The organism is Brevibacillus aydinogluensis (genome assembly GCF_961514395.1).
Classification (GTDB): Bacteria; Bacillota; Bacilli; order Brevibacillales; family Brevibacillaceae; genus Brevibacillus; species Brevibacillus aydinogluensis.
This window is the reverse complement of record NZ_OY569118.1, coordinates 805,793-819,488: the sequence shown is the minus strand read 5'-3', so window position 1 is coordinate 819,488 and position 13,696 is coordinate 805,793. Positions and strand designations below refer to the sequence as shown.

At 53.4% G+C, this 13,696-nt stretch carries 16 protein-coding genes; 4 read left to right on the top strand and 12 right to left on the bottom strand.

Annotated elements, in window-relative coordinates; all coding sequences use genetic code 11:
- Positions 1-51 precede the first annotated feature (51 nt).
- The 7 genes from Q7F15_RS03985 to Q7F15_RS03955 form a co-directional block, all read right to left on the bottom strand.
- Entirely contained in the window at positions 52-774 is a 723-nt protein-coding gene (locus Q7F15_RS03985; RefSeq protein WP_304415518.1) for a stalk domain-containing protein, read from the bottom strand.
- Positions 775-921: 147 nt separating this feature from the next.
- Positions 922-1,944: an acyltransferase family protein gene (locus Q7F15_RS03980; RefSeq protein ID WP_304415135.1), complete on the bottom strand. Its 1,023-nt coding sequence runs from the start codon at positions 1,942-1,944 to the stop codon at positions 922-924.
- Between the two features lie 222 nt (positions 1,945-2,166).
- Positions 2,167-2,829 carry a methionine ABC transporter permease gene (locus Q7F15_RS03975; protein ID WP_171567476.1) on the bottom strand — a complete coding sequence of 221 codons (663 nt, stop codon included), beginning with the start codon at positions 2,827-2,829 and terminating at the stop codon, positions 2,167-2,169.
- Positions 2,829-3,866, bottom strand: a complete 1,038-nt coding sequence (locus Q7F15_RS03970) for a methionine ABC transporter ATP-binding protein (RefSeq protein WP_171567475.1) — start codon at positions 3,864-3,866, stop codon at positions 2,829-2,831. Before Q7F15_RS03970 ends, Q7F15_RS03975 begins: the two co-directional genes overlap by 1 nt.
- Positions 3,867-3,902: 36 nt before the next feature.
- Entirely contained in the window at positions 3,903-4,727 is an 825-nt protein-coding gene (locus tag Q7F15_RS03965) for a MetQ/NlpA family ABC transporter substrate-binding protein (protein ID WP_304415134.1), read from the bottom strand.
- A gap of 826 nt (positions 4,728-5,553) precedes the next feature.
- Positions 5,554-6,132, bottom strand: coding sequence for an NYN domain-containing protein (locus Q7F15_RS03960; RefSeq protein WP_230077351.1), 579 nt, complete (start codon positions 6,130-6,132; stop codon positions 5,554-5,556).
- Between the two features lie 158 nt (positions 6,133-6,290).
- Entirely contained in the window at positions 6,291-6,887 is a 597-nt protein-coding gene (locus Q7F15_RS03955; RefSeq protein WP_171567472.1) for a sulfite oxidase-like oxidoreductase, read from the bottom strand.
- Between the two features lie 244 nt (positions 6,888-7,131).
- Here Q7F15_RS03955 and Q7F15_RS03950 point away from each other — a divergent pair, with 244 nt between their 5' ends.
- On the top strand, positions 7,132-7,428 hold the full coding sequence (locus tag Q7F15_RS03950; protein WP_171566349.1) for a helix-turn-helix domain-containing protein: 297 nt from the start codon (positions 7,132-7,134) through the stop codon (positions 7,426-7,428).
- A gap of 17 nt (positions 7,429-7,445) precedes the next feature.
- Entirely contained in the window at positions 7,446-8,291 is an 846-nt protein-coding gene (locus Q7F15_RS03945) for an IS3 family transposase (protein ID WP_230077168.1), read from the top strand.
- A gap of 118 nt (positions 8,292-8,409) precedes the next feature.
- On the opposite strand, the gene Q7F15_RS03940 is transcribed toward Q7F15_RS03945, so the two are convergent.
- From Q7F15_RS03940 to Q7F15_RS03930, 3 genes are read right to left on the bottom strand one after another with little or no spacing between them, the layout of a single operon-like run.
- Positions 8,410-8,838 carry a CoA-binding protein gene (locus Q7F15_RS03940; RefSeq protein WP_171567471.1) on the bottom strand — a complete coding sequence of 143 codons (429 nt, stop codon included), beginning with the start codon at positions 8,836-8,838 and terminating at the stop codon, positions 8,410-8,412.
- 15 nt (positions 8,839-8,853) lie between these two features.
- A complete protein-coding gene (locus Q7F15_RS03935; RefSeq protein WP_304415133.1) occupies positions 8,854-10,362 on the bottom strand; it encodes a leucyl aminopeptidase in 1,509 nt (502 codons plus the stop codon).
- Between the two features lie 53 nt (positions 10,363-10,415).
- Positions 10,416-10,787 carry a DUF309 domain-containing protein gene (locus Q7F15_RS03930; RefSeq protein WP_171567491.1) on the bottom strand — a complete coding sequence of 124 codons (372 nt, stop codon included), beginning with the start codon at positions 10,785-10,787 and terminating at the stop codon, positions 10,416-10,418.
- Between the two features lie 149 nt (positions 10,788-10,936).
- On the opposite strand from Q7F15_RS03930, the gene Q7F15_RS03925 reads away from it, so the two are divergent.
- A complete protein-coding gene (locus Q7F15_RS03925) occupies positions 10,937-11,413 on the top strand; it encodes a divergent PAP2 family protein (RefSeq protein WP_171567469.1) in 477 nt (158 codons plus the stop codon).
- 72 nt (positions 11,414-11,485) lie between these two features.
- Positions 11,486-12,265 carry a cobalamin-binding protein gene (locus Q7F15_RS03920; protein ID WP_171567468.1) on the top strand — a complete coding sequence of 260 codons (780 nt, stop codon included), beginning with the start codon at positions 11,486-11,488 and terminating at the stop codon, positions 12,263-12,265.
- An 87-nt stretch (positions 12,266-12,352) separates the two neighbouring features.
- On the opposite strand, the gene Q7F15_RS03915 is transcribed toward Q7F15_RS03920, so the two are convergent.
- On the bottom strand, positions 12,353-12,970 hold the full coding sequence (locus Q7F15_RS03915; RefSeq protein ID WP_171567467.1) for a 3D domain-containing protein: 618 nt from the start codon (positions 12,968-12,970) through the stop codon (positions 12,353-12,355).
- 167 nt (positions 12,971-13,137) lie between these two features.
- Positions 13,138-13,398 (bottom strand): YuiB family protein, encoded by a 261-nt coding sequence (locus tag Q7F15_RS03910; protein WP_171567466.1) that lies wholly within the window; start codon positions 13,396-13,398, stop codon positions 13,138-13,140.
- Positions 13,399-13,696 lie beyond the last annotated feature (298 nt).

The window sequence follows — 13,696 nt, the reverse complement described above, 5'->3', positions numbered from 1 at the left end:
CAGCGAGTTCCCTGTCGCAAGTGTCCCCCGATGTTTCCCCCGGGGATTCATTCAGATTTCTTTTCCGTCCAATTCAATGTCGCCGCTGTCGGCATCACCGTAGAAGTCGTGCAGTTCATCGTCGTCGGCGATGTCAATGATGACCCCGTCGATATCGGCATCCTCGAATTCATCCCAGATATCGTTGCAGATATTTTCCACCAGTCTCTCGATGTCTCTGGTAGAAAGATCGTCGTATTCATCCTGATACTCGTCAAGGTCGACTTCAATCTCCACCTCAATCTCATCCTCGTCGCCGCTCAAGTAAATCGACCATTCCAGATCCTCATAATCTCCATAGTCGTAGTTCAGGTCATCTTCCAGCTCTTCGATCCGGTCATCGACGTCATCGTCTTCGGCTTTTGCCAGCTTGTCCTCCGCATCCTTCAATTTCTTCTCCAGCTCGGCAATCCGGGCATCTTTTAGCGCAATTTCCGCCTGCAGGGTGGCAATGCGGGGGTCTTCCTTGTCCGTGACGCTCACGGTATACGTGTTCCCGTCCCACGCCACATTCTTGTTAAACACACCAGCCATCATCCGCAGAGGAATGTAGGTCGTGCCGTTGATCAAAAACGGTTCGATGTCGGTGGGAACAAGCTGGCCGTTGTACGTCACTTTCACATTGTTGTATTTAACCTGCACGTTTTTGGTCGCGACCGCGGCATCGGAACTGGACGCCAGAACGCCTGCCAGCAGTACGGAAGACAGGACAACGGCCGACGACTTTTTCCACATGCCCGCTCTCTTCCCCTTGGTATTTTTCAACACCATGTCTCACCCCTTCAGCCAATTCCTGATTCTGGTACCCTTCCCGGTACAAGCACAGTGTATCGTTTCTTTTTTTGAATTCTCTTTGAAATCGGACATTTTTTGCACAAATCCTCACCCGCTCAACTGGCGCATGTTTCGCGTCATGCCCTCCACGGTGTACATGATCCGGGACAGTCCCCACGACAGGAACACAGTGCCCGCGTAGATCACCAGCAGGTAGAGCAGTGTCAACCCAATGTTGGCGAAAATCCACGACAGATCCCCCGTCAGCTTGATCAGTGCGAGGTTGCAGCAGATCATGACGGCCGAATGGGTCAAATAGATAAACAGCGTGAGCCCTTTCCGGAACCGGATCGGAATTGAATCTGCCCAGCGCTCCAGCACCATGATCAGCACGATCAGGGAGACAAACGCCGCCAGCACGAATCGCAGGTGAACCGCCACATAAATGGTGTCAGACAGGATAAACAGGACCGCGCTAACGACGGACAGCAGCGTACAGGCGAGCAGCAGCCCCCGATGTGTTCGCAGGAAGTGCATCATCTCATGCCGGTACCAATACAGCAGATGGCCCAGGTAAAAGGTGAAGATCCAGGCGGGAAAGAAATGGCGCGTCGTCAACCCCAGCCATCCGTGATGCAGGTAGTGAATGTACACGTATTGAAGTCCCATGAACAACCAGATCAGGACCGTGATGTTTTGCTTGGTGATCATGTTTCGAAACAGGTAGGCAAAGACGTAATACTGGCACAGCATAAACAGAAAGTAGAGCTGATCGCCCGTCTTGCCCAAGAGAATCGAGACAAACGCTGCTTTCGTATGCGGCCATTCGTCGTAGAGCAAATAATGATACACCACTCCGGCGCACAGGAACGGCACAACTACATACAGCAGCTTTCCGGAAAAGAACTGCCGCGCCGTCGGCCGTTTGACATCAAAGGTGTGGGCCGTAAAAAACCCGCTGATCATCGCCAGCAGAACAGTGCCGTACCGGCTCAGCTGATTCAGGGCAGTGGCCCAGAAAGCACTGTCGTACTGAAGCACCAAGGCCGTGTAATGACCCGAAAATACGAGAAAGGATGACAACAACTGCATAAGAAAAAGCGTTTTAAACAACCGCGACTCTTTACCCATTTCAACGCTCCTTTGTATAGGGATTGCCGGTCCCAAGCTGCCCGATCCTCTTTTGGGTAATGTTTTTAATATAAAATAACAATTTTTGATTCAGATTTGAAACGGCGATGGCTACACGGTCTGCTCTCTGGACCTGGCAGCCACAGCCTTTTTCGCCAAATGAAAAGACCCGCGCCAGTCATTGACGCGGGTGGAGATGTGTGCCAAAAGCCAGCAGTTGGCTTACGCGGTTTTCTTCAGTTTTTTGGCTGCCCAGTTGCCGAGCGATTGGATTGCCTGCACCAGGCAGATCAGAATGATCACCGTCATGATCATCACTTCAATGTCCCACTGCTGATAGCCGTAGCGCAGCGCCAAATCGCCCAGGCCGCCCGCGCCGACCGCTCCCGCCATCGCCGTCGCCCCGATCAGGCCGATGGTCGCGATGGTCAGGCACAAGACGATGCCCGGTCGGGCTTCGCGAATCATGATGCGAAAAATTATTTGCGAGCGGGACGCGCCCATCGCCTGATACGCCTCGATTACGCCCCGGTCCACTTCGAGCAGTGCCGTTTCCATCAGGCGGGCGATATACGGCGTGGTGTACACGATAAGCGGCACGATCGCGCCCTCGACACCGATGGAGGTGCCGACGACAAACTCTGTGAATGGAATGATCGCCACCATCAAAATGATGAAGGGAAGCGAACGAATCACGTTAATGATGACGTTGAGACTGTGGTAGACCCATTTGTTGGGGGCAAGGTGATCCGGACGGGTAATGACCAGCAGCACGCCCAGCGGGATGCCCAAGAGCGTGGCGATGAACAGGGAGACCCCGACCATGATCACCGTTTCTTCAAACGATTGGTAAAACAACGGCAGCAGTTCCACCAGTCGATCCATTATACCCCCACCTCCGCTTGTGATACGACATCCACCCGGTACACGGACTGGCGCAGATACGCAATTCCCTCCTGCACCGCCTTGTCTTCACCGGAAATATGCAGCAGCAGAATGCCGAGCGCGGTACCTTTTATCGAGCTGATCGATCCGTACAGCAGGTTTGTTTTGACCGGATAGCGGGAGGCAAGCGTTCCCAACACAGGATCGAGCGCCGCATCGCCTCGGAACGCGACGCGCAGGATGTACGCGCTGGGACCGGCGTTCTTGATTTTGGCCAGCATCTCTTTCGGGACCTTGTCATCAAAAACCGTCTTGATAAAGTTGCCCGTCGTCGGCTGCTGTGGATTGCTGAAGACATCCAGTACCGTTCCCTGCTCGATGATGACCCCGTTTTCCATAATCGCGACGCGGTCGCAGATTTTTTTAATGACCTGCATCTCGTGGGTGATCAGCACAATCGTCAGGCCAAACTTTTGGTTGATGTCCAACAGCAGGTCAAGAATCGACTCTGTGGTTTGCGGGTCAAGCGCCGAGGTCGCCTCGTCGCATAGCAGGATTTCCGGGTCCATGGCCAGCGCCCGGGCGATCCCCACCCGCTGTTTCTGCCCGCCCGACAATTGGGAGGGGTAGGCGTTTGCCTTGTCTTCCAAACCTACCAGGCGCAAAAGTTCCTCCACTTTTTTACGAATCTGCTCTTTCGGCACCCGATTCATCCTGAGAATTTCGGCCACGTTGTCAAACACGTTGTACGACGACAGCAGGTTAAAATGCTGAAAAATGACGCCAATCTTTTTGCGGGCCTGGCGCAGTTCCTTTTCGGACAGCTTCAGCATGTCCTGCCCGTTGACCACAACCGATCCGCTTGTCGGCTTTTCCAGCAAGTTGATCGTTCGCAGCAGGGTGCTCTTCCCTGCTCCGCTGAATCCGATCACGCCAAATATTTCTCCTTTGTTGACGTGGAGCGTTACGCCCTTTAATGCGTCTACCTGTTTGCTGCCAACCTTGTATGTCTTGTGAATATTCGTCAGCTGTATCATCTGCCCATGCTCCTCCCTGTTGGGACGCTCCCCTCCTTACCAAGAAGGGAGCACCGATCCGGAAAACTCTTCTTCGATGAACTTCTTGACTTCTTCCGACCGATAGAGCGTGACCAGTTTTTGATAGAGCGGGTTGTCCTTGTCCTTTGCGTTGACTGCGATAACGTTGACGTACGGGGAGTCCGCACCTTCGGCAAAAATCGCGTCTTTTTTCGGGTTGTACCCTGCTTCCATGGCAAAGTTGGTGTTGATGCTTGCCGCATCCAGGCTCTTCAGCGTCCGGGCGAGCAGGGCTGCCTCCAGTTCTTTAAAGACCAGTTTTTTCGGATTTTCGATGATGTCCTGCGGCGTTGCTTTGTCGCCGACGCCGTCTTTCAGCTTGATCAATCCCGCCGCCTGATAAAGCAGCAAAGCGCGCGCCCGGTTGGTCGGGTCGTTTTGGATGCCGACCGTGCCGCCTTCCGGGATGTCTTCCACCTTCTTGTACTTGGTGGAGTAAATCCCCATCGGGAAGGTAACGGTTTTGCCAATCTCGACGATCTGTGTTTTGTGATCTTCATTAAATTTCTCTAAAAACGGAATGGTTTGAAAGCTGTTTACGTCAATGTTTCCTTTATCCAACGCCTGATTGGGAAGAACGTAGTCGTTGAACACGACGACTTTGATGTCCAATCCTTCTTTTGCGGCCACTTCTTTTACCTTGTTCATGATTTCTTCGTGCGGGCCGGCCGTCACACCCACCTTGATCGACGTTTTCTCCCCAGCAGATGCGGCCGAATCGTCCGACGAGTTACCTCCGCAAGCGGAAAGCAGCGTGCCGATCACGAGCAGCATGATCATCAACAAACGCGTTTTTTTCATGTTGTGTTTCTCTCCTTTTCTCCGATCACACGATGATTTTTGCATAAGTGAACATCATATCTTTGTGTTTATAATTCCGATATGATTAGTTGGATTATAGCGTGTCTCCCAATGTCTGTCAACGATCACCAATAATCAGAGAATTGCGAACATATCAAGCACGAATGTCAACGATGCAGATGATTTGTCAAATACGTGCCGAAGGGAGTGGAACCTGAATGTGCGAAGAAATGATGTGCAGGATCGTGAATGCGGACAAAAACCGGGAGAGATTTGAGGATCATGCTGGGGGACAGCAAATCGGGGGTCAGCTGGAGCAAATATGTTTGGCTGACTCAACAGCGGTGAATTGAGATACTCGCTATGACGGTGTATAATTAGAGATTGTCACATTGCCTTATCGTTCATCGAAAACAAATGATCTACGTCTTCTGCCATGCTTCCGGAGCTTGAAATCGTCCATGCCGTTCCATGCACGAAGCGGACGAACCTGGAGCAGGCGGTTGTTTGATAAAAAGCTCCGACCATCTAGTCTTTAGATGATCGGAGAAGTAGTACGTGAACGATGTCATTATAATTGATCAATATAATAATTTCCTTATATAAATCATGGTAGCTAAGTGAAGTATCTCCTCATTTGGTGCTTTTGCGAAAAAAAGGAGGCAGTCTCCTGCACAATTTGACTGCCTCAAATTTATTCCCAAGAACATTTGTCGAGGAATTGCCTCTTCACCATGTTTATCGGATGGCCAAGCGGACAAATTCATGCATAAATTATGGTAATTGGTCTGACCACCTGCACTTCAATCAATAACCCACCTTGTGATTATATCGTTTCTGACCTTTCCTCCCTTTTCCATTTATCAATCATTTCCTGTGTGATCATGTGTCTGGAATCTACAGCGTCCATCAGTTCATCATGGGGCATTGAATTTTCTCCGTTTCCATAAAATAACGTGATATGTACTCCTTCTGATTGAGCTATCTCTACTGCGGGGATAAAATCACTATCCCCTGTGATCAAGATTGCGTGAGTTATTAATCTTTTCGTACCATGCATCACTAAATCAGTAGCTAAAGCAACATCGACTCTTTTTTGTTCAAACAAAGGTTTTCCGTCATCCGTTTTTCCTCTGTATTGTAATTTACCCTTCCGAACGGTAAAACTATTCAATCTACTCAATCTTCTGAGAAATCTCTCCGCAGATGAAAACTTTTGTTTTTCCTCAGGTGTCGGCTCGGCGGATTGGTAAGGTAAACAGTGATAATAATATGCGCGCAGCAAGGGATTTTCGCCGGTCAAGTCTTGAACCATCTTTTCGTAATCGATTTTCGCCTTGCCATAATGAAGCAATACATTATCCAGGTACCCGCCATCAATGAAAACTGCCGCCCTTCTCTGCAAGTTGCTACCCTCCCCATAACGAAATAGCGGGAAAGGTTGCCCTTTCCCGCTGACTACTCTTGACCTACCATCCGTAAAAGAACGGTAGCGATCATCTCTAGAAATTATTATACGCATAAGCTCCGGTAAAGTAAACGGACAGCGTTAAAACGGTCTTTTTAATCCCACGCAAACCGCTGCTCTTTCCACGGGTCGCCGTACATGTGATAGCCGTTCTTCTCCCAGAATCCCTGCTTGTCTTTTTCCAAAAACTCGACGCCGCGCACCCATTTGGCGCTTTTCCAGAAGTACAGGTGCGGGATGACGAAGCGGAGCGGCCAGCCGTGTTCCGGGGTGAGGTCCTGTCCGTTGTGCTTGTAGGCAAACAGGTTGCCCGGCCTGAGGAAATCGTCCAGCGGCATGTTGGCCGTCCAGCCAAATTCGGCGTGCAGCATCACGTATTTGGCCTCCGGCTTCACCTTGACCAGCTTCACGATTTCTTCCACGGGAATGCCTTCCCAGACGTTGTCCAGCTTGCTCCAGCCGGTGACGCAGTGAATGTCGTTGGTCACCTGGGTTTTGGGCAGGGCCATGATCTGCTCATAGGTAAGCGTCACTTCCTGCTCGACCAGGCCGAAAATGCGAAAGCTCCACTGGGTTGCCAAATCGGTGTACTCCGGTACATCGCCGTAGTGCAGGACGGGAAAGCCGGTCGTCACTTTCTGATTGGGGGGCACGCGGTCATGCCTGCTTTCCAGGGGCTTGTTGGTAACCATGGGGCTTCACTCCTTTGTTCCGACAGGCGTGATCGATTCCCGGGCACAATGCCGTCCCGTGTAGTATATGCGGAGAGCGGCCGGCCATACGGAACCGACTCATTGAGGTATACCACCTTCTTACCATATCCTGCAGATCACTGCAAGAAAAACACCCCCGCCAATGTTTAGAGTGCACCCCTTAAAGTAGACATTGGAAAAACCCCTTGGGATAACCGATGTTACTTTAAGGGGTGAATTTTTTATGGCTATCAAAGGTCAAAAGTTCAAGCATTATCCTTTGTCGTTGAAAATGGAGGCAATACGATTGCATGTAGAGGAGAAGTGGACATACAGACGTATCACTGAGCATTTAGGAATCCAGGATAAGGATCGAGTAAAAAAATGGATGCGGAAATACAAACAACTTGGGGAGTTCGGTCTTTTGGATCAGCGTGGACGACGTCCAGAGTACATCGATCAAGATCGACATGTGAAAAAATTGAAACGGGAGAACGAAATTCTAAAAAAGTGTTTGGAAATCTGGATGCGGGAGGTGTAAGAAAAAAGTATCGTGTGATGGAGAATGTGGCAGCATTGTACCCGATTACCGAACTCTCCAAACTTCTTGGTGTATCGAGGAGTGGGTATTATCGATATCTTGCACAGAAGGAGTGGGATAGAGACGGAGAACTGAAACAGCAGATTCAAACCATCTATGATGAACGAAAAGGAATATATGGGTATCGAAGAATTCAAGCGGAACTCCTTCGTCAATACGGCAAGGTTGTGAATCATAAGAAGGTGTTACGGCTCATGCAAATTCTTGGGCTGAAAGCCATTATTCGTGGCAAACGAGCGTATCGGAGCACGTATCGAGCGGCTGAATCAGATGGTCGTGTTGCCGAAAATTTGTTGAAGCGTGACTTCACAGCCGAGAAACCGAACCAGAAGTGGGTCACCGATGTTACCCAGTTTCGTGTAGGAGATCAACGTATCTTCTTATCTGCGATTAAAGACTTGTTTCACAACGAAATCGTGGCGCACCATGTGAGCTTACACAATGACAATGTCCTTGTCCTAGAGACGTTTCGGAAAGCATTTGAAAAGCATAAGGACGTGACTGGACTGATCGTACACAGCGATCAAGGCTTCCAGTACACGTCCCATGCATACCACGACATGCTGCAAAAGGTTGGCGCCCGAATCAGCATGTCCCGAAGGGGCAATTGTTTAGACAATTCCCCTATGGAGAGTTTCTTCTCGCACTTAAAGGCAGAAGCTCTCTATCCTTATGATATTCGAAGTTTGGATGAGGCGCAAAGACGAATTGAGGAGTACATTCGTTTTTACAATGAGGAGCGTTTGCAAATCAAATTAAATAAGCTGACGCCAGTCGAGTACAGGCGTCAGCATGCGGCCTAACGGCCGGGGGTTTTTTAAGTGTCTACAAAATGGGGTCTTGACCATGTGCAGGGGGCGTCCTTCGCAATGCGGGACAAATCCGCCTGCCGTCCGCTGACGGACGGCGGCGTCCGCCGGTTTATTTTTTCCCCACGCGCAGGAGGGCGTGATCCACCTTGATGCACAGGTCCATGATGACCTCGATGCCGTGCTGTTTCGCCAGCGCGGCCGCCTCTTCATTGACGATCCCCTGCTGCAGCCAGAGGGCTTTGGGTTTCAGTTTGACCGCTTCTTCGGCGACCGGCGGCACGTCTTCACTGCGGCGAAATACGTTGACGATGTCCACGGGCTCGTCGATCTCGCTCAGGGAAGCGACCGCTTTTTCCCCCAGGACTGTCTCGCCGGCAATCGTCGGGTTTACCGGAATGATGCGATAACCGGCGTTTTGCATGGCAGCGGCGACCATGTGGCTGGTGCGCTCAGGCTTGTTGGAAAGGCCGACCACCGCGATGGTTTTCGCTTCCTCCAGCAATTGGCGGCGGCGTTCGTCACTCGGATTTTGAAACATGGTTTACCAACTCCTTTACGCATTGGATTGATTGCGATTCATCACAAACTGGGCAAGCGTACGGACCATGACGCCCGTACCGCCCGCCGGCTGCATGTCTTTCGCGCTGCTGGTGTACGCCGTGCCGGCAATGTCCAGGTGGACCCACGGGGTATCCTCCGCGAATTCCCGCAAGAAGGCGCCGCCGATGATGCAGTGGCCGTAACGGCCGCCCGAGTTTTTCAGGTCGGCATAGCGGCTTTTGTTCAATTCGCAATACTCCTCAAACAGCGGCAGCTGCCAGAGGCGTTCCCCGGCCTGTGCGGCTGCGGACAGGAGTTCGCTGACGAGCGCCTCGTCGTTGGTCAGCGCGGCAGAGCAGTAGTGGCCCAGAGCGACGACGGCCCCGCCGGTCAGGGTGGCGGCATCCACCAGGCACGAGACACCCTGCTTTCTGGCGTAGGTGATGCAATCGGCCAGGACCATCCGTCCCTCGGCGTCGGTCGTGATGATTTCCACGGTCTTGCCGCTCATCGTGGTAATCACGTCGCCCGGCTTGAAGGCTGTTCCCGATGGCATGTTTTCCACGCAGCCGATGACCGCGAGCACGTTCGCCCGGGGTTTTATCTGTCCCAGCGCTTCCAACGCCCCGATCACCGCTGCCGCGCCGCCCATGTCGGACTTCATGGCTTCCATACCGGCAACCGGCTTGATGGAAATACCGCCCGTATCAAACGTGACGCCTTTGCCGATCAGGCCGATCACGTCTTCCCAGGTCTCTGTTCCCTGGTATTTCACCACGACGACATACGGCTCCTCGACGCTGCCCTTGGCAACGGCAAGCAGGCCGCCCATGCCCATTTCCTCCAGCTTATCTTTTGTCAGCACCTCGTACGCCATACCGAAGCGTTTGGCCACAGCCACCGCTGCGTCTTTCAGGGCGCGCGGCGTCAGGTAATTGCCCGGTTCGTTGACCAGTGTCCGCGCCAGGTTGGTCCCCTGCGCCAGCGCTTCGCCGCGCATCACGCCCAGCATGGCGCTGGCCGCTTCCTCGTCGCTGCCGACGAGCAGCTTCACCGTCCCGAGCGGCTCCGCCTCCCGCTTCGGCTTTTGCCGATAGCCTTCGTAGTGATACGACGCCAGGCAAAACGCCTCTGTCACCGCCTGTGCGAAGCGGCTGGTCGACAACTCCCGTCCGCCGCGCAGATCCACGGCCACGGTTTTGCCGCTGCCTTTGCCGCCGACCGTCTTGGCAGCACGCCCCCAGGCAGCACGGATCGAGACGAAGTCGGCCTTCTCCCGGTCACCCATGCCGATGACAATCAACTTTTTGGCCTGAAGCCGGCTCATCGTGTGAACGACAGCCACCGACTTGGCCTCTCCGCTGATTTCCTTGTCCTGCTGCAGCGCGGCCAACCCGCCTGCAAACCGTTGATCCAATTCCGGATACACCTGCGCCAGTTCTTCCTCTTTCCACAGCGGGAGCACCAGCTCATCGCACGCAACGGTCCACCATGCGCTCCGTTTTTCCACAGTGACGTTCATATACCTTTCCTTCTTTCTCTGTGATAGGATAAAGCTACGGGCACATGAATGCCTTAGGGCCTATCCAGACTCAGATGGAGGGAAGGAAACGGAATGGCTTTCGCTTCCGTATACGGAATGACGTCCGCCTGCGGCAGTGCGTCCATGCAGTCGTCGAGAAACCGGAGAATTGCGTCGACATCGAGATCCCAGTGGCGCGGACCATACCTGGCCAGATATTTGCGGGCATTGGCCAGCATCAGTCGCGCACCCTTGACGTTGCCGCTGGAAAAGTGGTACAGTCCGACCGCCATTTGCAGCAAACCCTGGAGAAACTTGTTCGCTTTGTCTTCCATCCAGATTTCCTCAAGCAGGTCGTGGCATTCGTAGTACTCGCCGGCGTTGAACTTCTCGATAAACCGTATGTACTGCTCGGGGTATCGCATGGTCAACCGCCACCGTCCTTCCGCTTTCCATCGTAACACAGTTTGCCCGGTCTCGAAATCCTGACGAAAACTTTACGGATGCCCGAAACGCTGTTCTGTTACAATATACATACGCAGACGCATCAGATCAGAAAGGAATGGATCTTTCTATGGCAGCAATACTTGACAACTTTCCGTTATGGGCGGCTCTGATTGCCATAGGAATTGCCCAATTGATCAAAATCCCGCTTCACTACATCGCCACCCGGACCTGGCAGTGGTCGCTGATGTTCAGCACGGGCGGCATGCCCAGTTCTCATTCGTCCGCAGTAACTGCCCTTTCGACGGCCGTGGGCATCCGGGAAGGGTTCAGCAGCAGCATGTTCGCCATCTCCGCGATTATCGGGGTCATCGTCATGTTTGACGCGGCCGGCGTCCGCCGCCATGCCGGCATGCAGGCTGTCGTGCTGAACAAGCTGGTAGACGAATTCAACCATCTGCTGGAGGGGATGAAGACCTTTAAGGTGCGTCCCAAGCAGGAAAAGGCCCAAAAGCTGAAAGAACTGCTCGGCCACCAGCCGATCGAGGTATTCGTCGGCGGATGGCTGGGTGTCATGGTCGCGCTGATTACGCATCGGCTGCTGTAGACGAAAAGAGACGGACAGAGTTGTCCCGCACCGGAAACGGAGCCGGACAGCGACGTTTCGGGGAGGGAGAGCATGCGCATCGTTTCCATTTGTCCGAGCAATACGGAAATCCTCTATTACCTGGGACTGGGCGATCAGGTGGTCGGTCTGGACGACCACTCCGACTGGCCAGATGAATGGCAGCACCTGCCGCGCGTCGGCCCCGACTTGTCAATTGACATGCAGAAAGTGGAGGCGCTGCAGCCCGATCTGGTTGTCGCCTCGCTCAGCGTTCCCGGTATGGAAAAAAACGTGGAGGAACTGGCGGCTCGTCGGATTCCCCACATCGTGCTGAATCCGTCGCGGATCGCCGACATTCCCCGCGACATCCTGCTGGTGGGCGAAGCCACCGGTACGATACAAGCCGCCGAACGGCTGGCGCAGCAATTTGCCGAAAGAGTGGAAATAATCCGTCAGACGGCAGCGAAGCAGAGCACCCGGCCGAAGCTGTATTGGGAATGGTGGCCCAATCCAATCTACACCCCAGGACGGGACAACTGGCTGACCGATGTAAGCGAAATTGTCGGGGGCGTCAATGTGTTCGCCGACTTTCCCTGTGCCAATGTCAAAGCAACCCCTGACATGGTGCGGGAGCGGAATCCTGATCACGTCTGCGTCGTCTGGTGCGGCATCGAGCTGCGCCGAATCAAACCGGCAATGATCACCGATCGGCCCGGGTGGGGAGAGATGGACGCCATCCGCCATGGGCACGTCCATCTGCTGGAAGAAGGACTCTATTGCCGCCCGTCCCCCCGTATTCTCAACGGATTGGAACACCTGGTCAAACTACTGTACCCGGACGATCGCACCTGACCGTTTGATTTCTCCTGTACACAAGCAAAGGATTTGCCGCCGGCTCACTCCGGGGCAAATCCTTTTTGTGTTTCCAACCCGCTGCAGTCAGTTGATGGGGTCGGCCATTGCCGCGATTCCTTTTTCGTTGAGTTGGGTCATCATCGCTTCCGTCACCTTGCCGTCGCCGCGGCGGATGACGTACACGTCCAGGGCTTTTTTGCCCCACTGCTTGTACACATCCTGTTTTGTCTCAAAATAGAGGTCGATCTTGTGGCCGCGAATGGCCCCGCCTTTGTCCGCAACTACGCCGTAACCGTAACCGGGTATGTAGAGGACCGTTCCCAGCGGAAACACGCGCAGGTCGGCGGCAATGGTGGAGTATTCATCCCGGCGAACCCTTACGCCCGAGTACGTAATCCCGTAAGACGGATGGGACGGGTGTTTGCCCGTCGACTCATACCCGGCGTAATACCCGGTCGCCACGACGCGCACCTTGGGATACTGCTCCAGCATCAGTTCGTTCTTGTCGGTCATCGGGGTGAAGGAGCTGGTGGAAACCGTCCGTTTCTTGACGACCTGCCGGCCATCTCTCATCTCCGAGACGCCGAACACTGTCTTAACAGAATGGTCTGCCATCACATTGTACCCCAATCCGTCGGTCGCGAATCCGGTCAGTACGGTAACGCCCAGGACGATCATACTCACCAATCGCTTACCAATCATTCTGATATAAACCTCCTCTCGGTACTAGTCTTGTCCCGAAGAGAAGGAAACTATACACAAAATGACCTGATTACAAAAATATTCTGCATCTTGCGGCACAATCAGCCGGCCTGTGCAGGAGACGCATCAAAAAAGGCAGGCCCGCAACAGGCCCGCCAAACCAACGGTTAAAACATACGATATCCTTTTTTGCGCAGCGTTTGAATCGTCCAACCGCTGAGCACGGTTCCCGCCATGCCGCATCCCAGAATGATCGCGTCCCAGGGGCCGGGAACGATTTTTTTGTACACCAACGCCCCGACCACTACGCCGCCGACGAGCACCACAGGCAGCCAGGTCGTCCGCAATATCATGTTTATGATAAAGCCGATGCCAAAGCCGAGCACGGCAAACAGCACAATTGACACCATAAATTGCAGCAAATCCATTGACCGTTCAATCCTCCAGCCTTCTGACGTATCGGGATTTCATCTCAAACACGTCCGTTTCCGTTTTTTAGTGTAGCCCAATCGCAGGATGAGGTCAATTGGAAAAGCGGCGGAACCACTATGGTCGGCTCTAACGCTCGCGTTCGGCGCGGCCCGTGCTCGCCCAACAGGGAAGCACAAACTGCACGCTCCGCATCGATTGCGGGGGATCGCCAAAGCCGCATCGCTACGCAGCCCATTTAGAGGTGGCGCTCCTTTTCTATGCTGGGCGTCAAGCGAGCGAGCGGGCCCGATCTCC